General features: G+C 64.1%; 18 protein-coding genes. 1 reads left to right on the top strand and 17 read right to left on the bottom strand.

The genetic code is table 11. The features are described 5' to 3' along the window. Nucleotides 1–768: 768 nt before the first annotated feature. The 4 genes from AS136_RS06640 to nifL all read right to left on the bottom strand — a co-directional run bounded on the left by AS136_RS06640 (nt 769) and on the right by nifL (nt 5910). On the bottom strand, nt 769–1284 hold the full coding sequence (locus tag AS136_RS06640) for a nitrogen fixation protein NifQ (RefSeq protein WP_023322956.1): 516 nt from the start codon (nt 1282–1284) through the stop codon (nt 769–771). Then, nucleotides 1284–2690, bottom strand: a complete 1407-nt coding sequence (gene nifB / locus AS136_RS06635; RefSeq protein WP_023322955.1) for a nitrogenase cofactor biosynthesis protein NifB — start codon at nt 2688–2690, stop codon at nt 1284–1286. Before nifB ends, AS136_RS06640 begins: the two co-directional genes overlap by 1 nt. A 164-nt stretch (nt 2691–2854) precedes the next feature. After that, nucleotides 2855–4429 (bottom strand): nif-specific transcriptional activator NifA, encoded by a 1575-nt coding sequence (nifA, locus tag AS136_RS06630; RefSeq protein WP_008804120.1) that lies wholly within the window; start codon nt 4427–4429, stop codon nt 2855–2857. After that, on the bottom strand, nt 4426–5910 hold the full coding sequence (gene nifL / locus AS136_RS06625) for a nitrogen fixation negative regulator NifL (protein ID WP_025714614.1): 1485 nt from the start codon (nt 5908–5910) through the stop codon (nt 4426–4428). Before nifL ends, nifA begins: the two co-directional genes overlap by 4 nt. Before the next feature lie 319 nt (nt 5911–6229). Here nifL and AS136_RS06620 point away from each other — a divergent pair, with 319 nt between their 5' ends. Beyond that, complete coding sequence (locus AS136_RS06620; RefSeq protein ID WP_008804122.1) at nt 6230–6760, top strand: flavodoxin; 531 nt, start codon at nt 6230–6232, stop codon at nt 6758–6760. A gap of 22 nt (nt 6761–6782) precedes the next feature. Here AS136_RS06620 and nifM read toward each other — a convergent pair whose 3' ends face one another. The 13 genes from nifM to nifD all read right to left on the bottom strand — a co-directional run bounded on the left by nifM (nt 6783) and on the right by nifD (nt 19632). Then, nucleotides 6783–7583, bottom strand: a complete 801-nt coding sequence (gene nifM / locus AS136_RS06615) for a nitrogen fixation protein NifM (protein WP_063266714.1) — start codon at nt 7581–7583, stop codon at nt 6783–6785. Next, a complete protein-coding gene (locus tag AS136_RS06610) occupies nt 7583–8026 on the bottom strand; it encodes a nitrogen fixation protein NifZ (RefSeq protein ID WP_063266713.1) in 444 nt (147 codons plus the stop codon). The genes nifM and AS136_RS06610 overlap by 1 nt, the downstream gene beginning before the upstream one ends. Continuing rightward, nucleotides 8023–8280, bottom strand: a complete 258-nt coding sequence (locus AS136_RS06605; protein ID WP_008804125.1) for a nitrogenase-stabilizing/protective protein NifW — start codon at nt 8278–8280, stop codon at nt 8023–8025. The genes AS136_RS06610 and AS136_RS06605 overlap by 4 nt, the downstream gene beginning before the upstream one ends. A 2-nt stretch (nt 8281–8282) precedes the next feature. Further along, a complete protein-coding gene (gene nifV / locus AS136_RS06600) occupies nt 8283–9425 on the bottom strand; it encodes a homocitrate synthase (RefSeq protein ID WP_060876536.1) in 1143 nt (380 codons plus the stop codon). Between the two features lie 15 nt (nt 9426–9440). After that, nucleotides 9441–10643, bottom strand: a complete 1203-nt coding sequence (nifS, locus tag AS136_RS06595; RefSeq protein ID WP_023297938.1) for a cysteine desulfurase NifS — start codon at nt 10641–10643, stop codon at nt 9441–9443. Between the two features lie 15 nt (nt 10644–10658). Next, nucleotides 10659–11498: a Fe-S cluster assembly protein NifU gene (gene nifU / locus AS136_RS06590; RefSeq protein ID WP_016161450.1), complete on the bottom strand. Its 840-nt coding sequence runs from the start codon at nt 11496–11498 to the stop codon at nt 10659–10661. 194 nt (nt 11499–11692) lie between these two features. Beyond that, a complete protein-coding gene (locus AS136_RS06585; RefSeq protein ID WP_008804129.1) occupies nt 11693–12163 on the bottom strand; it encodes a NifB/NifX family molybdenum-iron cluster-binding protein in 471 nt (156 codons plus the stop codon). Then, nucleotides 12150–13535 carry a nitrogenase iron-molybdenum cofactor biosynthesis protein NifN gene (gene nifN, locus AS136_RS06580; protein ID WP_047666773.1) on the bottom strand — a complete coding sequence of 462 codons (1386 nt, stop codon included), beginning with the start codon at nt 13533–13535 and terminating at the stop codon, nt 12150–12152. The genes AS136_RS06585 and nifN overlap by 14 nt, the downstream gene beginning before the upstream one ends. Nucleotides 13536–13544: 9 nt before the next feature. After that, a complete protein-coding gene (nifE, locus tag AS136_RS06575; RefSeq protein WP_012967613.1) occupies nt 13545–14918 on the bottom strand; it encodes a nitrogenase iron-molybdenum cofactor biosynthesis protein NifE in 1374 nt (457 codons plus the stop codon). Nucleotides 14919–15634: 716 nt separating this feature from the next. Further along, on the bottom strand, nt 15635–16297 hold the full coding sequence (locus tag AS136_RS06570) for a NifB/NifX family molybdenum-iron cluster-binding protein (protein ID WP_012967614.1): 663 nt from the start codon (nt 16295–16297) through the stop codon (nt 15635–15637). 10 nt (nt 16298–16307) lie between these two features. Further along, nucleotides 16308–16526 (bottom strand): putative nitrogen fixation protein NifT, encoded by a 219-nt coding sequence (nifT, locus tag AS136_RS06565; protein WP_004203557.1) that lies wholly within the window; start codon nt 16524–16526, stop codon nt 16308–16310. A gap of 39 nt (nt 16527–16565) precedes the next feature. Further along, nucleotides 16566–18128: a nitrogenase molybdenum-iron protein subunit beta gene (nifK, locus tag AS136_RS06560; RefSeq protein ID WP_016161448.1), complete on the bottom strand. Its 1563-nt coding sequence runs from the start codon at nt 18126–18128 to the stop codon at nt 16566–16568. Nucleotides 18129–18183: 55 nt separating this feature from the next. Beyond that, nucleotides 18184–19632: a nitrogenase molybdenum-iron protein alpha chain gene (gene nifD, locus AS136_RS06555; RefSeq protein WP_063266712.1), complete on the bottom strand. Its 1449-nt coding sequence runs from the start codon at nt 19630–19632 to the stop codon at nt 18184–18186. Nucleotide 19633: the final 1 nt, after the last annotated feature.

Raw genomic sequence — 19633 nt, 5'->3', positions numbered from 1 at the left:
CTGGGTAAGCGAAGCGCCACCCGGCACAAAAGCGGCTCCGCGCCCGCTGTCCTTGCCCGGCGGCGCGGCGCTTGCCGGGCCTACGGTGTTGAGTAACCTTCTGATATGTAAATGGCTTTGTAGGCCGGGTAAGCGAAGCGCCACCCGGCAACATGTTGGACACGGAGCCTGATGTATTGCCCGGCGGCGGTGGAGACGGTTATCGGTTTGCCACGTTCTCAGACTCCGTAGGCCGGGTCAGGCGCAGCCGCCACCCGGCAATATGTTGGGCACGGAAACGACGACCGGACGGTTCCCTCTCCCTCCGGGAGAGGGTTAGGGTGAGGGGAAGCACTGCAGTGTGGTTGTTTATGTTATCTGTGGCTTCAGCGTAGTTTGCGCTCCCGGTTAGTCTTCTGCGTTATGTCTCTTATGGTGCTGGGAGCGCACAGGGGGCGGCCAGTCGCCGCCGCCCCCTGTACCCCCGGGCTCCGGCCGGCAAAATCGCCACTGCGTGGTACCTTCGACTTATCCCTGCAGGCTTCGGGTCGGGCCGAGGCAGCGTCCCTGCAAAACACGGCCCTCAGCCCGCATCCATGCGGGCTGCCCCGGCCTGCCGGGAACGTCTCAGCGATTTTGAGGCCGCCAGCACCGGCAGTTTCAGTGGCCCCTGATCCAGTGGTGATTTGGGGTTGTAGGCCGGGTAAGCGAAGCGCCACCCGGCAGAAACTCGCGTAAAGGGGTTAAACGCGAGTGTGGTTGGGTCAGCCGCAGGGGGCTGCGGCTTGTTTATAGCGGTGGCGGTTCGAAGCAGAGGCTGCGCTCCAGGCATTCGTCGCAGCTCGGCGATCGGCAGACAATCTCCCCCTGCGACTGCAGGCAGCGCTGGCGATAAAAGAACTTTTTCCAGCGCATATGGTGGACGTTCTGCACCACCAGCAGTGGAAAGCAGTCGCTCATCAGCCGGCCCAGTTCCGCCCGCGAATCGAGTCCCAGATCCTCCCACAGATGGTTAAACGCCAGCGCTACCTCGGCGACGATCTGCGCCATCGGTTCGGCCCCCGGCGCCATCCACTCCGTCAGCCACTGCCCCAGCTGCCGACGCTCTTCGTCGCGGGTGGCATTCAGCTCGGTCATCAGCCGACGGCGGCTCAGCGTCGCGCTGTCCAGCGGCGTCGCCACCTCGCCCAGCCGCTGTTGCAGCGCCCGCCACGCTCCGGGAGTCAGCCCCATCCGCAGCGGAAAGCAGCCTTTTCCGGCGTGATACAATCGCCACAGGCGGGTCAACCAGTCGACCGGCGCCATCAGGCGACCCCCTGACGCAGACGCGATGCCGCCAGGCTCTGGCGCCGCCGCTGCCACCAGGCAGGCAGCACCTCGGCGACCGAACGCCACGCGCCGTCCACCTGCGGCTCAATGCCCTGCAATTCCAGCTGCTGCCATGGCGTATGGCCGATACGCACGCAGAACACCGCTTTTACGTCGGCGAGCAGCGCCAGCAGCGCCGCCAGTCTGGCCTCGTTCTCCTGTGGCTCACACTCCTCTTCGCCGCGGCAATATTTCGGTGTAAAGCGCTCGCCCACCAGCACCATACCGGCGGCCGACAGGCTGTAGATCGAGAAGCGGTCGGCATGGCCAAAATGACAGTCAATGACCTCGCCGTGGCGGGAGGCCACGGCCACCAGACAGGCGTCATCCGCGTCCGACTCCCCCTGCGTGGCGAGGCTGGCATGAAGTTCGGCGCGCTGGTGGAGGATGGGCAGCCAGTCGGGGAGGCTGTCCGGGTCCGGCAGCCGGGTGAACTGCTGGCTGCGATCTTCGCCCAGCATGCCGATGGCGTCGGCACGGCACTGGTGGCAGTGGGTCATCTGCGGCATCACCTCCCCGCACTGGCTGCGGATCGCGGCGAGCATCCCGGCGTCCGGCTCCGGCTGGCCGTTGAGACCAAAAACCGTGCCGTGCTCCGGTCTGGCAATCAGCGGCATAATATTGTGAATAAACGCGCCGCTTTCCCGCAAACGACGGCCGACCTCGGCCATGCCGCCGTCGTTGATCCCCGGGATCAGCACCGAGTTTATCTTGACCAGCACCCCCGCGGCGGTCAGCCTGCGGACCCCTTCAAGCTGGCGGGCAATCAGGATCTCCCCGGCTTCCCGGCCGCGGTAGCGTTCGCCGTCGAGCCACAGCCAGGCATAGATTTGCCCGGCGATATCGGCATCCAGGGTATTGATGGTCACCGTGACGTGATCCACGCCGACCTCCAGCAGGCGATCGACCGCGTCGGGCAGCATCAGCCCGTTGGTTGACAGGCATAATTTGAGGTCCGGAAGCTGGTCGCGGACCAGCTCCAGGGTGCGGAAGGTGCGGGTCATATTGGCCAGCGGATCGCCGGGCCCGGCTATGCCGACCACCGACAGCTGCGGGATGGCCTGGGCCACCTGGCGCACTTTCAACACCGCCTGCCCGGGGGTCAGCAGCGTCGATGACACCCCGGGGCGGGATTCATTACTGCAGTCGAATTTACGGTTGCAGTAGTTGCACTGCAGATTGCAGGCCGGGGCGACCGGAAGATGCATCCGGGCGAAACGGTGGTGCCCGCTGCGGGAGTAGCAGGGGTGCGCGGCGACCTTGTCGGCCACCCGCGGCGCTAACGCGCTGGCGTCCGCCGACTGACAGGCGTTACCGCCGGAAAAAGAAGAGCAGGAAGTCATGGTCGTACCTTCATGGTTGGGCGATACCTTCCTGCTGCAAACGACGTACCAGTGACGAATTTTTTATCTGGCTGAAAAATAAAGCGTTATCCCGCGTCCCTGCGGCACAACATTGTCGCGTTCCTGCCGTACTGACGACAATGTCCTGAACCTGACACCGCGGCCTACAGACGCGGCAGGGTGATATCCATGATCTGGATCCGGTAAGCGACCTGGCGCGGCGTCATCCCCAGCAGCCGTGCCGCCTTGGCCTGCACCCAGCCGGCTTTTTCCAGCGCGGCGATCAGTCGCTGACGTTCGTCCAGGCTGTTGTCCAGCCAGCTGTCTTCCGCTGGCCCGCTGGCAGGCAGGGCTTTGGCGGGACGATCCTGGTGAGTGAAGAGGATCACGTCGCGATCGATCAGGCCACTCTCCGACATCACCGCCGATCGTTCGAGGCAGTTCTCCAGTTCGCGAACGTTACCCGGCCAGCTGTACTCCATCAGCAGGCGGATCGCGCCCTCGCTGATCCGCAGCGTGCGCCCCTGATGCTGGCCGATTTTGCGCACCAGGAAGTGCGCCAGCTCGGCGATGTCCTCCTGACGCTCGCGCAGCGGGGGCAGGGCGATGGGCATCACGTTCAGACGATAGTAGAGATCCTCGCGGAAATGGCCCAGCCGGACCTCCTCCTCCAGGTGACGGTTGGTGGCGGCGATGATGCGGACATTCACCCGCAGGGTCTCATCGCCGCCGACCCGCTCCATCTCCCCCTCCTGGAGGATACGCAGCAGCTTGGCCTGGAACGATGCGCTGCTTTCACCAATCTCATCGAGGAACAGGGTGCCGCCATCCGCCAGCTCAAAACGTCCTTTACGCTGACGCACCGCCCCGGTAAAGGCGCCTTTCTCATGGCCGAACAGTTCGCTTTCCAGCAGGGTGTCCGGCAGCGCCGCGCAGTTAAATTTGACGAAGGCGGCACCAGCCCGTGGCGAATGGTGATGGATGGCGTTGGCGATCAGCTCTTTCCCGGTGCCGCTTTCGCCGCGTACCAGCACGGTGGTGTCCCAGCGCGAGACCTGACGGATCACCTCCACGATCTGGCGCATCGCCGGGCTCTTGCCGACCATATTGTCAAGGCCCACGCCGCGCGACGACGAGCAGGCCGGCGGCCGTTCCACCTTCGGCGGCTGGCGGCTCGACAGGGCGGGTGAGGCCGGAAGGATCATCAGCCGGATGGTCTGGGCGACGAGGTTGGCGACGGTTTCGAGAAAACGGGTGCAGGCCGGCAGCCGCTCTTCCTGGCGCGCCATCGGCTGGGCCGCCAGCACCCCTATTGGCCGGGCGTTGGGCCCCATCAACGGTACGGCGATAAACGGCAGATCGTAATCGTAGAGGCTCAGGCGGTCGAGAAAACGCTGATCGTCGGCGACCCGGGGCAGCACCAGCGACTGCCCCTGGGCCAGCACGGTCCCCACCAGTCCCTCGCCGGGGCGATAGCGGATCTGCGTGCTGCCGGGGAGGGGCTGCTGGCCGGTTTGCTGCAGCGCTTCGATACTGAGGATCTCCTGCTCGCTGTCGTACAGGCAGATCATCCCGTGCTGCATAAAAGCATCGTTGTGTAATACGCTGAGTACCTCCTGCAACGTTTTGCTGGCCTCGGTGGCCCGGCTCAGCACTACGCTTATCCGCTGCATGGCGGTGAACTGCTGAGAGAGGTCGAAGCGTCTGACGGTGGTGTCCGGGTCGGATTCAGGGATCATGCTTCACCTCCGGTCAGGGTGTTAAACAGCGGGAAACGCAGGGTCAGGCAGGTGCCGCCCTGCGGTCGGGAAGCCAGCTCAATGGCCCCGCGATGGTGCGCCACCAGGGTCTGGATCAGCCGCAGCTCCATGCCTTTGCCCGGCGAGTTCAGCGCGTCGGGGGAGTGGGCGTAGCGCACCTGCAGCAGCGGCACGTTGTCAGTCAGGTACAGCGACAGCCAGCCGTCGTTCTCCTCGGCATAGAGCTGCATCGCCAGCGGCACGGAGGGGAGTTCGGCGGCGAGGGCCAGGGTGCGGTCGAGCCACAGGCTTAAGCACGCCAGCAGCGGGGTGCGCTGGCCAAAGCCGATCAGATGCGGTGAGGCCATGTCGACCTGCAGCCCGTCGGGATCGAAGCGGGTACGGTAGAGGGCGCACAGATCGTCGAAAAAGGGCTGCAGCGGCCAGACGGCGGGGTTTTCGAGTTCCAGCGATGGGCGACAGCGCTGGAGCCGCGCCATCGCCTCTTCCCCTTCACGCCAGGCGGCCTCCAGCGCCACATTCCCGCTTCCCTCGCCGTTCAGCCGACGGGCTGCCGCCAGCATATTAATCGGGCAGTTCAGCTGGATCAGCGCGGCGTCCAGCGACTCGCGGATCGCCGCCAGCAGCTTGCCGGCGGTCATTTGCTGCTTCAGCCGGTCAAGGCGTCCTTGCTCCTGCTGCTGACGCTGCTGGGTACAGTCGGCGATCACCACCAGGGTCCGCGCCAGCGCGCTGTCGATAAAGTAGCGGCTGGCCTCTTCACTGACGCCGGGCAACGGCCAGCAGGTTACCGACAGCCAGCGCGCGGCCCCGCGGAGCGCCACCGGCAGGATCGCCTCCACGCCGGGCGTCATCCGGCCAGGGGAGACCTGCAGCTCGGTGAGCAGCTCCCGGCCGCCGCAGTCAGCGCAGAAGGTTTTGTAGGCGAGGTTGTCCATCACCACCCGATCCTGCTCGTCCACCACTACCACGGCGGCGGGGATATTATTCAGCACCGCCTCCATCAGGGTCATATGGTTGCGCAGCCGCTGCTCGAGGGTGTAGCTGACGCTGATATCCCGCTGCATCGCCAGATAATGCTCCAGTTCCCCTTGCGGGCTAAGCACCGGGGTGATGTCAATCTCCACCAGGTACAGGCCGCCGTCCCGACGCTGATTAATCAGCTGGCCGCGCCAGGGCTGACGCTGGAGCAGGGTATGCCACATCTCCTGATAGATCTCGCGCGGCGTCTGGCTGCTGGCCAGCAGGCGCGGGTTCTGGTTTAACAATTGCGCCAGCGAATAGCCGGTCTGGCGGCAAAACGCCGGGTTGGCGTAAATGATCCTGGCGCTGGCATCGGTGAGGGAGATGGCCACCGAGGCCTGTTCCACCATGGTAAAAAACAGCCCCGGATGTTGTTGAGTCAGCGCGCCGGCGATGGCCTCCGGCGCGGCGTTATCGAGCATCATATTCAGGGTCATCGCAAACTCCTGTGTCGCAGTTATGACAAATTGTCCGACACCGTGCGCAAAACGCGGCGGGGTAAGCCGAACCCGGATAACCATGCAAAGTGTGCGCCCTTATCGGAACGACCACGCGAAACATTGATCCGACAGGGGGAAAATTCACGGATTTTTACCTTTCGCCCCGCCGGGTGCGCCTTTGGCGCGCGGCATCGTGATGCGAAGCGATCCTGATGGGGCAGGGATGGGCCGTCGCGGTGCAGGGCAACCTGGCACAGCCTTCGCAATACCTCTGTCGTCATTCCTTTTTTCAACACCATTCCGACAGGAGCGTACTATGGCGAACATTGGCATTTTCTTTGGTACCGATACCGGTAAAACCCGCAAGATCGCGAAAATGATCCACAAGCAGCTGGGGGAGGCCGCCGCCGCCCCGGTCAATATTAACCGCGCCACGCTGGCGGACCTGCTGGCCTACCCGGCCCTGCTGTTGGGGACGCCGACGCTGGGCGACGGCCAGCTGCCGGGCCTCGAGGCCGGGGGCGAGAGCGAGTCGTGGGCCGAGTTTATCCGCAACCTCGGCGACGTTAGCCTGCAGGGGAAAACGGTGGCGCTGTTTGGCCTCGGCGATCAGCGTGGCTATCCGGATAACTTCGCCAGCGGGCTGCGGCCGCTGTACGACGCCCTGCGTGCCCGCGGGGCGACGATGATCGGCAGCTGGCCGAACGAGGGGTATGAGTTCAGCGCCTCATCGGCGCTGGAGGGGGATCGCTTTGTCGGACTGGTGCTGGATCAGGATAACCAGTTCGACGAGACCGACGCGCGGCTGGCGACCTGGCTTGAGGAGATTAAACCGCATCTGCTGTAGGCGATGGCGGGTAGCCTGTCGGCTACCCGCACAGCCCCGGCTGGCGCGCTAGCATCTCGGCCAGCCACTGGCGCTGGTGGCGGCGCTGGCTCTGTTGACTGAGGTAATCGCGGGCGCTTTCCAGCGCCTGCTCAGGCGTCATCGGCGCGGCAGGGCGAATGGCCTCACACCAGACCAGATGCCAGCCGAGCTCACTGGCCACCGGCGCGCTCAGCGCATTTTCCGCCAGCGCAAACAGCGCCTCCTCCAGCTGCGGATAGAGCAGCCCCCGGCCGATCCAGCCCAGCAGTCCGCCGTCCAGCGCGCTCGGGCAGTGGGAGTGTCGCTGGGCCAGCGGCGCAAACGCCTCGCGGGAGGCTTCGATTTGCCCATGAAGCTCCCGTATACGCGAGTAAACCGCCTGGTCGTCGCCATCGACGGTGAGCAGCAGATGGCGGGTCAGGCGCTGTTCCGGGCGCATAAACTGCGCCTGATGCCGCAGATACCAGGCCTGCACCGTGGCGGGATCCGGCCGCGGCGCCTGGCTGGCAATCCCGGCGAAGGCGCTTTCCAGCCGGGCGTGGTGCAGGACGATCGCCGCCCGCTCCGCTGGCGTAAATCCTCCCTCATCCAGCCAGGCGCCCAGCGAAGTGGCGAGGCCCTCCAGCAGCGCGGCGGGGATCGCCTCCGGCGCAATTTGGGCGACGATGAGCTGCTCCAGCTGGGCCTGGCGCTGCCAGGCCGCCTCGAAGGCCTGCCGGTCGACCGCGTCGATGGCCGCCGGCTCGCAGTTCCAGCGGCTCTGCGCCAGCCGCTGTCGGCCAAATCGTTGCCATGGCTCCATTATTCTTCCTCCTTTGCCAGCGCCAGCGCGCTTACCGGGACCTGGAACCAGCGGCCGCCGAAGTCGACGATATAGCCGTCGCCATGCTCGCCCCGGTCGGTGGCTTCGATGCGCCCCAACTGACCGACGCTGACCACCATCTCGCCCTGCATCGCCAGCGCCGTCTGACAGATTACGCTATCGCCATACTGCAGATTGCCGGCCAGCCAGGGTCGATCGCCGGCAATCAGCTCCTGTTCGCGGCAGCCGACCACCCGGTCGCAGTCCGGGAAGTGGATCTGGTAGATGATCTGGTCCTGCAAGAATACCCCCCAGTCGCGGACATAGCCGATGCTGCCCCGGCGCACCAGCAGGGCGCCGGACGGCAGGCCCGCATAGGTGCCATCGTTACGGATGGCGCGCACGACGCGGACCGCTTCGCTAAAGGTAAATTGGGGTCTCATGGCGTGTTCTCCTCGAACTGTTGCTGATAACTCTCCGCCAGCAGTCGGCGCGCCAGCAGCCAGTGCGCGCGCGGGTTATCCTCCAGCTGGTTGAGCAGAGGCACTTCCGCCTTCAGCTTGCGGTGAAAGGTGGCCAGCACCGGCAGGCTGCAGTGCGCCAGGCGCTCGGGCTGGTAGGGAACGGCGAAAAACTGAAAGAATGCATCGGCGGAGCGCAGGTCGCCCACGCCGGGGATCTGATAAAACCACTCCATACTCACCCCCTGGCCTGCAGCGTTTCGGCGCTGCAGAGCGCGTGGTAGATTGCCGCCAGCTCATCATCCCGCGGGCTGCGTTTGCCGTTTTCGGCAAAGCGACGGAGCGCTGGCAGCAGCTGGTCAATTTGCGCTGATGTCAGGTGATAACCCATCCGATCGAAGACGCCGTTAACCGCCTGGCGACCGGAGTGTTTGCCCAGCACCAGCCGATAGCCGCGGCCCAGCAGGGCGGGGTCGATCGCCTGATAGCTCTCGCTGTCGCGCAGCAGCGCCGCAACGTGCACGCCGGATTCGTGGGTAAAGACCAGCTCGCCCACCAGCGGCTGCTGGGGATCCACCGGGCGGCGGGTGGCGAGGGCCACCTGTTCGCACAGCGCCGGCAGGGCGGTGAAACGCACGCCGGTCTTGACCTCCAGGCAGCGCTCCAGTCCGAGCGCCACGGTCTCCAGCGCCGCGTTGCCCGCGCGTTCGCCCAGGCCCAGCACGGTGGTGTTCACGCTGGTGGCCCCGGCGCGCACCGCCGCCAGGGTGTTGGCGGTAGCCAGGCCCAGATCGTTATGGGCGTGCATCTCGAGTTCGCCGGGCCAGACGCGGCGCAGGGCGGCGATCTGCGCCGCGGTGGTGAACGGGTCGAGGATACCGACGGTATCGGCATAGCGCAGACGGGTGGCTCCCGCCTCCCGGGCCAGGCAGGCAATGTCCTGCAGCGTCGCGTCGCTGGCTCGCGAGGCGTCCTCACAGCCAATGCAGACCTTCAGGCCAAGGGTGTGGGCGAGGTGGATCAGGGCCGCCAGCCGCTCCAGCAGCAGCGGTAAGCCTTCGCGCAGTTTGTACTGCCGCAGCTTGTCGGAGGCGGGGATGGAGATATCCACCCAGTCCATGCCCAGGTCGGCGCTCTGGCGAATTTCTCCCGCCTGCATCCGGCACCATGTCATCAGCGTGGCGCCCGGGAGCTGACGGCGCACCTGCCGGATGCGGGCGCACTCCTCCTCGCCCATCGCCGGGGTGCCGACCTCCATGGCCTCGATCCCCGCCGCGTACAGCGCCTCGGCGATGGCGATCTTTTCGCTGGCCTGAAAGGCCACGCCGGGACTCTGTTCACCATCGCGCAGGGTAGTGTCGTTAATCAGTACGCGTCCCATCATTGTCTCCCCGCCTTAGCCGTAGACCGGCGTGAAGGCGCCATCCTGCAGGTGCGGCTGACCCTGTCGCCAGTAGGGCGACAGGGCGCGCAGCCGGTCGATAACCGACGGCAGGGTGGCGATGACGTAGTCGATCTCTTTTTCCCGGGTATAGCGTGAGAGGGAGAAGCGGATGGTGCCGTGGGCCGCAGTGTAGGGGATATTCATTGCCCGCATGACGTGCGACGGCTCCAGCGAGCCGGAGGTGCAGGCGCTGCCGCTGGAGGCGGCGATCCCGGCCTGATTCATCAGCAGCAGGATTGCCTCGCCCTCGATACACTCGAAGGCCAGATTGAGGGTGCCGGGCACCCGCGGCTGGCTGCCGCCCATCACCGTCACCGCCGGGATAGTGGCCTGGAGATGCTGTTCAAGACGATCGCGCAGCTGGCTAATCTGCGCCATGCCCGGCAGATGAACCTGCGCCAGCTCGCTGGCGGCGCCCATCCCGACAATGCCGCTGATATTTTCTGTACCGGCCCGCCGGCCATGCGCCTGGTGGCCGCCGCGCAGCAGCGGGCGAAAACGCGTTCCCCGCCGCAGCCAGAGGCAGCCCACCCCTTTGGGACCGTGGAATTTATGCGCCGAGCAGGAGAGCATATCGATCCGCGTCTGGCTGAGCGCCATCGGGATTTTGCCCACCACCTGCACCGCGTCGCAGTGAAACAGCGCGCCCTGCTCATGAGCCAGCTCCGCCAGTTCGGGCACCGGGAACATGACGCCGGTTTCGTTATTGGCCCACATGATGCTGACCAGCGCCACGCGCGGGCTAAGCGCCGCCCGAAATTGCGCCATATCCAGGGCGCCCTGCTGATCCACGGCGATACGGTGGATCAGGTATCCCTGGCGCTCCAGCTGCTCGCACACCGCCAGAGTGGCGGGATGTTCGACCGCGCTGGTGATGATCTCGCGCCGCTCCGGCATCAGGGCCACCGCCGAGGCGATAGCGGTGGTGGTGGCCTCGGTGGCGCAGGAGGTAAAGATGATCTCGCTGGGGTAGTCGGCCCCGAGCAGGGCGGCCACCTGCTGGTGCGCCCGTTCAAGGGCCGCCTGCGCCGGCAGACCAAAATCGTGTATCGACGAAGGGTTGCCGTAAAAGTCGGTTAAAAAGGGCATCATCGCGTCGAGAACCATCGGGTCGAGACGGGTGGTGGCGTTGTTATCGAGATAAACAGGTTTCATCGTATCCCCCTTGGGTTAGTTAACCGCGGCCGGGGCCGCCACCACGTCCATGTAAGTTCCGGTACGCTCCATCAGCTTTTGCTGCAGCCAGGCAAGGGTCATGTCGGTCATCATGCAGCCGCTGCAGCTGCCGGAGAGGCTGACGGTCACCTGACGCGGGGTGACGTTGAGCAACGTCATGTCGCCGCCGTCGGCCTGAATGTGAGGACGCAGTTCGTTGATGGTATCGACCACGCTTTGCCAGTGCGCATCGTGGGTCGTCTCCGCTGGCAGGGGGGCTGGCGGCTGTTGGGCGAGGATCGCCGCCAGCGCCAGCTCAATTTTTTCATGGCAGGCGGTGCAGCCGCCGCCGGCTTTGGTGTAGTTGATCACTTCCTCAAGGGTGGTCAGGCCGTTGTTCACCACGGCCCGGCGAATATGCCCTTCGTCGACGCCGAAGCACTTACAGATCAGCTTGCCCTCCTCATGCTCCTCCTCAAGGCTTTCGCCGCGAAAATGGGCGATGGCCGCACGCAGCGCTTCCTGGCCCATCACCGAGCAGTGCATTTTTTCCGGCGGCAGACCGTCGAGGTAGTCGGCGATCTGCTGGTTGGTGATCTGCCCGGCTTCGGTCAGGGTGTGGCCGATAATCAGCTCCGTCAGCGCGGAAGAGGAGGCGATGGCGCTGCCGCAGCCGAAGGTCTGGAAGCCCGCCTCCTCGATGATCTCGGTCTGCGGATCAACCCGCAGCATCAGGCGCAGCGCATCGCCGCAGCTTAATGAACCCACATCGCCCACCGCGTTGGCGTTGTCGACCACGCGCGCGTTGCGGGGATGAAAAAAATGGTCTTTCACTTTCTCGGAGTAGTTCCACATGCTGTCAGCTCCAGGGATGATGACGAAAACGCCGGGGCGCGGTACACCGCAGACTGGCGGTGGTACTGACCCCCAAGCAATTGCGATACCAACGCATAAAAACCTTATTTGTTAATGACCTGGCGGGTTAAGCGCCCCCGACAGGGCCGACACTGTTGTGGCGTTTTGTGGGCTTTGTCACATAAACGACAGGATCAGGGGAGCGGGTCGGGCTCCTCCCGCCACGCCGGCTCCTCCAGCAGGCGGTTAAAGCGCTGCGGATCGCGTTGCCGCGCGCTGCGGCGCTGCGCTTTTTCATACCAGGAGAGTTGGATCTCCTGCAGCAAGCCGAGGATGGTGGTCTGGTCTGGGACGCGTTCGGCGCGGACGCCCACCTGCAGCAGCTGGCGAAAAACCGCCTCGCCAATCGCCACGCAGAACAGGGTGACGCAATCCTCAAGGGCATGGATGCGCTCGGCTATCTTCTCGGTCTGGTGACCGCTGGCGACCGGGAACTCCACCACCCGCAGCAGGGTGACCCGGTCGGCTTTGACGCCGTAGACCACCAGCCGCGGCGTGGCGCCGAAATGCTGATCGACGTGGCGGTAATCGGAGCTGGCGAAGGCGACTTTCATCGACCACTCGTCGGCGTGGACCATATCAAACTGACGGTTAATGGGCGGCATAAGCGTCTCCTGAAGCCGGCAGGGGGTCGGCGCCCTGGCGAAGCGGCGAGCGGTAGAGGGCGGTGTGGTGATGGCGGTCGCGCAGCAGATTGGCCAGTTCAAACAGCGTATCTCGCATACCGGCGTACCCCTGGCGGACGCGACGAAACTCACCGAGCCGGTCGAAGAGGGGAAAACCGACGCGGATCAGCGGCAGGGCAAACTGCTCCGCCAGATCGCGGGCGTGAGAGTTAGCCACCAGCAGATCGGCGGGTTGGTGGCTCAGCAGCTGCTGCAGATCCTCAAGATCCCCCGGCACGACTTGCTCGACCGGCAGCTGGCGCAGGCTGGGGTGGCTGGTGGGGGCGACCAGCGGGCCGGGCTGCATCCCCTGGCTGCGGGCGAAATCACACCACGCCGCCAGCAGGTCGCCCTCAGCCGCCATCGCCATGCGCTGGCCCTGAAGCCACATATGGCAGTCGATCATCGCATCCTGCAGCTGGCCACGCTGGCGCTCAATCCAGGCCGGTACGCGGCGTCCGGACATCTTCGCCAGCTGATGGATAAAGGTATCGCAATGGTCGAGGGTCATCAGATGCGGCAGGGCGATCACGTCGCCGCGGCTGCGTTGGGTCAGGAGCGATGCCGCCCGCTGGAGCGACACGCCAATGGCGAAGCTGCCCAGACTCTGGCCCATCTGGGCAATCTGGCGCAGCGAGGCGCCGCCCTGGGTCAGGGGCGTAAAATCCCCTTCACCGAGGTGGCCATCCATTGACTGCGAGAGGTCCGGCAGGATCACCGGCTGCAGGCCAAAGGCCTCCACGCAGCGGCCCAGCCATTCGATATCCCCTGGCGAACAGAGGTGGCTGACCAGCAGGTTGACCCGCCGGGGCCGCTGCCCCGGACGCGGCGTCGGCGCGACCCACTGCTCGATCACGCTCTCGATCACCGCGCTGTAGCCGTTTTCCATCGAGCCAAAAAAATCCGGGGTATTGACGGTGAGGATCGCCACGCCGTTATGGCGCGGATGCGCCTCACGAAACTGGCGCACCACCCGGGCGATATCGCTGCCCTGCGCTTCCGCCAGACCGGTGCTGAGCAGCACGATGGCCTGCGGGCTGTGGCGCTGGCAGAGGGTGTCGAGCGCGGTGAAGATATTGCCGTCGGCCCCCATGATCGTGGCGGTCGGATCCATGGCCGTCGACTGCAGCGGCACCGGGTCATGGAAATGCTGAATAAAGAAAACTTTGGCGAAGGCGCTGCAGCCCTGGGCGCCGTGGACCAGCGGGATGGCCTGGGCCAGCCCGAGGCTGGCGAGGATCGCCCCGAGCGGTTGCCCGGTTTTAATCGGGCTCACCGCCAGCGGTTTTTCACTGCGGATAATGTCTGCCATGGTGTTCTCCTAGCGCCACGGGGCGCGGGTATGCGTTTGCGGCCAGACGGGACTGGCGAGGGTCAGACAGAGCTGGCGGGCGAGGGTGATGATGCCCTGATAGCCGGCGTAGGCGTGCTCGCGCTCCTGATTGATATCGAGAAACGGCAGCCGGGCTTTCCAGGCGGTGTACATATTGCGTCCGCCGGCGATCATCAGGTCGGCCTGATAGCGGTACACCACGTCGAGCAGGGTGCGGGCATTGCCCTCCTCAAGCATCACCGCCTCGTCGCCCATCAGCTCACGGATCCGCTGTTTGTCCTCCTCGGTGGATTTCCGCGTGCCGGTGGCCACCACGGTCATGCCGAGATCCTGCAGGGCTGATACCACCGACCAGGATTTCACGCCGCCGGTGTAGAGCAACACTTTGCGCCCACGGAGCTGCTCGCGCCACGGCGCCAGCGCCTGCTCCGCCGCCTGCTCTTCGCGGGCGATCAGCGCCTCGGTGCGGCGGCACAGGTCGTCATCCCCCAGCAGCGTCGCCAGCTGGCGCAAGGCGTCGGAGGTGGCGCGGATCCCGTAGAAGCTGCCTTCAAACCACGGCGTGCCGTAGCGCAGCTCCAGCCCCCGGGCGACGTTGATCAGCGCGCGCGAGCACACCAGCATATTGGCCTGCGCCCGGTGCAGGGTCTGGATCTCGGCAAAGCGGCCGTCGCCGGAGAGGCTGCCGAGGACGCGGATCCCCAGCTCGTCGAGCAGCGGCTGGACCTGCCAGAACTCGCCGGCGATATTGAATTCGCCAATCAGGCCGATATCGTGGCGCTGGGCCGGGGCAAAGGGCGTGTTGTCTGGCCACGGGGCCGGTTCGCGCTGGCCAATCACCTGCCTGAGCATCACGTCGCCCGCCATTCGGTTGCCAAGATTTTTACTGCCGTAGAAACCGGCGGCGTCAATGGCGATGACCGGGACGCCGGTGGCGGTCTGTGCGGCCTGGCAGACGGCCTCCAGGTCATCCCCCTCCATCGCCGGTACGCAGGTGTTGTAGATAAAGACCGCCGCCGGATGATAGCGGTCGACGATGTGACGCACGGCGTGGAACAGGCGGCGTTCGCCGCGGCCCATAATCACATCCTGTTCGTTAAGATCGGTGGTAAAGCCGAGCCGGTTGAGGGCCGGGCCGGCGCTGACGCTGCCGCGGTTATCCCACGAGCTGCCCGCGCAGCCGATGGGGCCGTGCACCAGGTGCGCGACGTCGGCGATGGGCAGGAGCGTTATCTGCGCGCCGTCGAAGGCGCAACCGCCGGCGGTAGCGCCGGGCTTAGGGGCGCTGCAGCCGGATTTTTGCTTCTGGTTGTGCTCGCAGGCGGGTTCGTCCAGCAGCGCCAGAATTTCCTTTCCCTTCATAGTGACCTCGTTGACGGTGGGAGACCGGAGAGGTGATGCAATTCGCGCTCCAGGGAGAGGGAGGTTGATTTTTAAGGGAAAAGGGTTGTGGGTTTTGCGACAAAGGCAACAATCAAACAGGGGGAAGGCATGATTTATCGCGCTGATAACTGGATTTACCGCGACAGTATTGCCGCATATTGGCGAATGACGGGAAGGGTCGATAAGGTGGAATATTCCGTTCACCGACCTTCCTCACTATTTCATTGCGCCCTCTGCGGGTGAACGGCATGGGGGGCGTTTCGCCCGCCCCCCATGACCCCCCGCATGGCGCTGAAAATTGCCGCTGCGCGGTCCGCTCCACTCCGGCTTCATCTGGCGGAACGGGCGGACTCGACATCCTTGTCTCGACCGCCCTCTGGCCGCCGTCCTGGCGGCCAGTCCTGGATGCGCGCCTGCGTTCTCGCCAATTTTCCTGATGCGCCCAACCCCCCCGCTGTCACTTTTGTCCCTGTCCTGCGGCGCTTGCCTTGCTGAAAAAAAGGATGCCCCCTGCAGGGACAAAAAAAAGCCCGCGGGGTCGGCGGGCAATAAGCACAACATTTCCTGATGCGCCCAACCCCCGGCTGTTACTTTTGTCCCTGTCCTGCGGCACTTGCCTTGCTGAAAGAACGGATGCCTCTGCGGGGGCAAAAAAAAGCCCGCGGGGTCGGCGGGCAACAAGCACAACACAACGATTAAAAAACACGTTCCTCCAGAGGGTTATCCCGGTTGAGGCGCTTCGCCAGCCACGGCGGCAGCCGACCGGCCAACATCGCGCTCACCGCGTCGCACTGAGCCTGAATCGTCGTGCCCGGCGGCGCTTTCATCGGATGGATTTGATGGCGGATCAACCTCGCGGCGGCAGGCCCGCCAATCTCCTGACAAAACAGCAGATGGCAATCCTCCAGCAGCCTGGCGCGCATCTCGCTGGCGTCCGACGCCGCAGAAGAAGACGCATAGCGGCGCAGATCCGCCAGCCAGCCGCCCTGGTCATCGAAGGCATAGATAAAAAACAGCCGGTTCTGGCCAAAATGACCATTGATGGCCAGGCCATCCTGCGAGCAAAAAGCGACCCGCAGCTGCGGCGTTCGCTGAGGGGGGCGGGCGATGCGCAAATGGCCGGGCAGCACCCCCTGCAGGCAGGCGATGACCCGCGCCCAGCGGGCCGGGGACATCACCGCCGTCGCCGAAGGAAAGCTGGCGGCCAGCTGAGGCTGCGTCAGGGTGGTTAACCGTGCCGGGGTCAACGTTTCGCCGCACTCCTGCGCCAGCCAGTCGACGACTTGCACCGGCTGCAGCTCCGGCAGCGTCTGGAACAGCGCCAGCAGACGCCAGAAAAGGGTATCGTTGTCGGACATTTCCAGCTCCTTATAGCAGCGTGCTGCGGGTGGCGCGCAGGCTTATCGGGAAGACGGGTCGCCCCGGCTGCGGATTGACGTAGTAGCGACGTCCCCCTTCGAGGGCAATCGCGCCGCCCCAGCGGTCCGTCTCGTCATGTTCGACCTGGAGCACCCGGGCCTCCAGATCCTGTTTGGCGATATAGGCATACAGCGCCTCGCCGCGCTCACGGAAAATCACGATGGGCATACTCCCTCCTGGCCCCGCCTGCGGCGGGGCGCCTGATGGTTAACGAACGAGGTCGAAGCTGTAATCGGTTTTGCCCAACTGGCTGGTGTCGTGGTCCAGTTTTTCCAGCACGGCGTTCACCAGCGTCGTGACGATGTTCATTGCGCCTTCATAGCCCCAGGTGGTCTGGCGGTGCAGATGATGGCGGTCGAACAGCGGAAAGCCCAGACGGATCAGCGGCACTTCGAAAGCTTTGCCCTTTGCCAGGGTATCGCGCTGGATAAACTTGCCGTAGGAGTTACCGATCATAAAGTCCGGCTGACGGGTGAACATCAGCGACCGGAAGTGCCACAGGTCGCAGTTGATGAACACTTCGCTTTCCTGACCGTACGGCGAGGCATCAAGCATTTTCTTCATCGCTTTTTGCCAGCGTTTATTGGCGTTATGGCTGAGGATCACCGTCGGCTCGCAGCCCAGCTCCAGCAGGAAGCGCGTCAGCCCCATCACGAAATCCGGATCGCCGTAGAGGCCGAATTTTTTGCCATGCAGCCAGGTGTGGGAATCCAGCATCATGTCGACCAGCCGGCCGCGCTCCAGGGTCAGAGCGTCGGCGATCGGTTTGCCGGTCAGCTGACTGACGGTCATCAGCAGCGCGTCGGTGGCGGCCAGGCCCAGCGGAACGGCCACCTCGGTGGCGGGCTGGTTCCACATCTCCTGAACCACCTTTTTGCTTTTCACCAGCTGCCACGGCTGCAGCAGCAGGGTGTCAATGGCGTCCGGCGCGGTTTTGATCTCCTCCTGGCTGGTGCCGCCGGCGTACATCCGGTAATGGCCGTCGGCGGGGGTGTCGAGCACCTCTGATGGGTCGGAGAGCAGGCTGCACGGGACATCCATCTGCGCCATCATCCGCTTCAGCACGCGGAAGTTGCCGAGATAGGTCTCAAATCCGGTCACCAGATTGAGCTTTTGCTGTTTGCCCGGCTGCCCGGCGTAGTCAGCGGTAAAGGTCTTCGCGAACCCTTCAAACATATTGTCCCAGCCGGTAACATGGCTGCCGATAAAGCTGGGGGTATGGGCGTAAGGAATGGCGATGCTGTCGTCAACAAATCCCTCTTTTTTGGCGTTGGCGATAAACGCCTGCAGATCGTCGCCGATCACCTCGGCCATACAGGTGGTGGAGACGGCGATAATCTCGGGTTTATACAGCGCACTAGCATTCTGCAGGCCCAGATTCATGTTGTTGTTGCCGCCGAACACCGCCGCGTCCTCGGTCATGGAGTCGGAGACGCAGGCGACCGGCTCTTTAAAATGGCGGTTAAAGTAGGTGCGAAAATAGGCGACGCAGCCCTGGGAGCCGTGCACGTAGGGCAGGGTGCCGGCGAACCCCAGCGCGCAGAGTACGGCGCCGAGCGGCTGGCAGGCTTTGGCCGGGTCGACGGTCAGCGCCTCGCGCTGGAAGTTCAGCGCTTCATACTCGGCGGTGGTGGTCCAGGCAAAAACCTCCTGCACACGCTGCGCGTCGTGCGCCTCTTCAAGGGTCTTTTTATTCTGGAACAGGGTCTGGTATTCATCCTGTTCAAACAGCGGATAACAGCTGTGAATTTTATCGATCGTTTGGCTCATGGTGTTCTCCTCCCGCGCCACAAATCGGTGGACTGACGGGACAGTGAAGGGGCAATCACGCAGACTTCAGCCACGGGGCAGTCAGTTCGTTCCACGCCGGATTGTTCAGGGTCATATCCATATCGCGGGCAAAGATGGCGAAGCCGTCATAGCCGTGATAGGGGCCGGAATAGTCCCAGGAGTGCATCTGGCGGAACGGCACCCCCATTTTCTGGAAGATATATTTCTCTTTGATCCCGGAGCCGATGAGGTCAGGTTTCAGCGCTTTGACGAAGGCCTCCAGCTCATAGCTGCTGGCATCGTCAAACAGCAGGGTGCCCTCTTTCAGGTCCGGCAGGGTGCGGTCGTAATCATCGTTATGGGCAAACTCGTAGCCGGCGGCGATGATCTCCATCCCGAGATCCTCATAGGCGCCGATGACGTGGCGCGGTCGCAGCCCCCCCATGTACAGCAGCACTTTGCGCCCCTCCAGCCGCGGGCGATATTTGGCGATGATGGCCGCCATCTGCCCCTCATATTTGGCGATCACCGCTTCCGCATTGGCGCGAATGGTGTCATCAAATTGATCGGCGATCTTGCGCAGCGATTCGGCGATTTTGGTCGGGCCGAAGAAGTTATATTCCATCCACGGGATCTGATGTTTCTCCTCCATATGGCGGGCGATATAGTTCATCGAACGGTAGCAGTGGACGAGGTTAAGCTTAACGAATGGGGTGTTCTCCATCTCCACCAGGGTGCCGTCGCCGGACCACTGCGCCACTACGCGCAGCCCCATCTCTTCCAGCAGAATGCGCGAGGCCCAGGCGTCGCCGCCGATGTTGTAATCGCCAATGATGGCAACATCATACGGGGTGCTGGCAAACGGCTGCCCTTCGCGATTGTTCAGCACCCAGTCGCGCACCACGTCGTTGGCGATATGGTGGCCCAGCGATTGCGATACGCCGCGAAAGCCTTCGCAGCGCACCGGGATCACCGGTTTATCCAGCGCCTTGCTGCTGGCGTTGGCTATGGCGCTGATGTCATCGCCGATCAGGCCCACCGGGCACTCCGACTGGATGGTGATCCCTTTGGTCAGCGGGAACAGCAGCTCCATCTCTTCGATCAGTTTGGTCAGCTTTTTATCGCCGCCGAAAACAATATCGCGCTCCTGAAAATCAGAGGTGAAGTTCAGGGTGCCGAAGCTGTCGACACCGCTGACGCCGGTATAGTAGTTGCGCCGTCCGGCGCGCGAATACTGGCCGCAGCCGATGGGGCCGTGCGAGATATGGGCCATGTCTTTGATTGGCCCAAACACCACCCCTTTCGAGCCCGCATAGGCGCAGCCACGCACGGTCATCACCCCGGGCTGCGATTTACGGTTCGAGATAATGCACTTGCCGACGCTCTCCATCTGCGGATCGCTGATCATCATGTGCTTTCTGCGCTCTTTGCGCGCGGTTTCGGGAAACACCTCCAGGACTTCCTGGATGAGCGCAAGGTTACGTTCGCCTGTTGCGTTGGTCATG

Origin of the sequence: Klebsiella sp. D5A (genome assembly GCF_001620885.1) — a bacterium.
In the GTDB taxonomy this organism is placed as follows: domain Bacteria; phylum Pseudomonadota; class Gammaproteobacteria; order Enterobacterales; family Enterobacteriaceae; genus Klebsiella; species Klebsiella variicola.
Note: the sequence above shows the minus strand (reverse complement) of the source record. Positions and strands in the feature narration are given on the sequence as shown.

Excerpts from the sequence above, each read along its gene's own strand:
- AS136_RS06640 (WP_023322956.1), bottom strand. The coding sequence starts at position 1,284 with ATGGCGCCGGTCGACTGGTTGACCCGCCTGTGGCGATTGTATCACGCC.
- nifB (WP_023322955.1), bottom strand. The coding sequence starts at position 2,690 with ATGACTTCCTGCTCTTCTTTTTCCGGCGGTAACGCCTGTCAGTCGGCG.
- nifA (WP_008804120.1), bottom strand. The coding sequence starts at position 4,429 with ATGATCCCTGAATCCGACCCGGACACCACCGTCAGACGCTTCGACCTC.
- nifL (WP_025714614.1), bottom strand. The coding sequence starts at position 5,910 with ATGACCCTGAATATGATGCTCGATAACGCCGCGCCGGAGGCCATCGCC.
- AS136_RS06620 (WP_008804122.1), top strand. The coding sequence starts at position 6,230 with ATGGCGAACATTGGCATTTTCTTTGGTACCGATACCGGTAAAACCCGC.
- nifM (WP_063266714.1), bottom strand. The coding sequence starts at position 7,583 with ATGGAGCCATGGCAACGATTTGGCCGACAGCGGCTGGCGCAGAGCCGC.
- AS136_RS06610 (WP_063266713.1), bottom strand. The coding sequence starts at position 8,026 with ATGAGACCCCAATTTACCTTTAGCGAAGCGGTCCGCGTCGTGCGCGCC.
- AS136_RS06605 (WP_008804125.1), bottom strand. The coding sequence starts at position 8,280 with ATGGAGTGGTTTTATCAGATCCCCGGCGTGGGCGACCTGCGCTCCGCC.
- nifV (WP_060876536.1), bottom strand. The coding sequence starts at position 9,425 with ATGGGACGCGTACTGATTAACGACACTACCCTGCGCGATGGTGAACAG.
- nifS (WP_023297938.1), bottom strand. The coding sequence starts at position 10,643 with ATGAAACCTGTTTATCTCGATAACAACGCCACCACCCGTCTCGACCCG.
- nifU (WP_016161450.1), bottom strand. The coding sequence starts at position 11,498 with ATGTGGAACTACTCCGAGAAAGTGAAAGACCATTTTTTTCATCCCCGC.
- AS136_RS06585 (WP_008804129.1), bottom strand. The coding sequence starts at position 12,163 with ATGCCGCCCATTAACCGTCAGTTTGATATGGTCCACGCCGACGAGTGG.
- nifN (WP_047666773.1), bottom strand. The coding sequence starts at position 13,535 with ATGGCAGACATTATCCGCAGTGAAAAACCGCTGGCGGTGAGCCCGATT.
- nifE (WP_012967613.1), bottom strand. The coding sequence starts at position 14,918 with ATGAAGGGAAAGGAAATTCTGGCGCTGCTGGACGAACCCGCCTGCGAG.
- AS136_RS06570 (WP_012967614.1), bottom strand. The coding sequence starts at position 16,297 with ATGTCCGACAACGATACCCTTTTCTGGCGTCTGCTGGCGCTGTTCCAG.
- nifT (WP_004203557.1), bottom strand. The coding sequence starts at position 16,526 with ATGCCCATCGTGATTTTCCGTGAGCGCGGCGAGGCGCTGTATGCCTAT.
- nifK (WP_016161448.1), bottom strand. The coding sequence starts at position 18,128 with ATGAGCCAAACGATCGATAAAATTCACAGCTGTTATCCGCTGTTTGAA.
- nifD (WP_063266712.1), bottom strand. The coding sequence starts at position 19,632 with ATGACCAACGCAACAGGCGAACGTAACCTTGCGCTCATCCAGGAAGTC.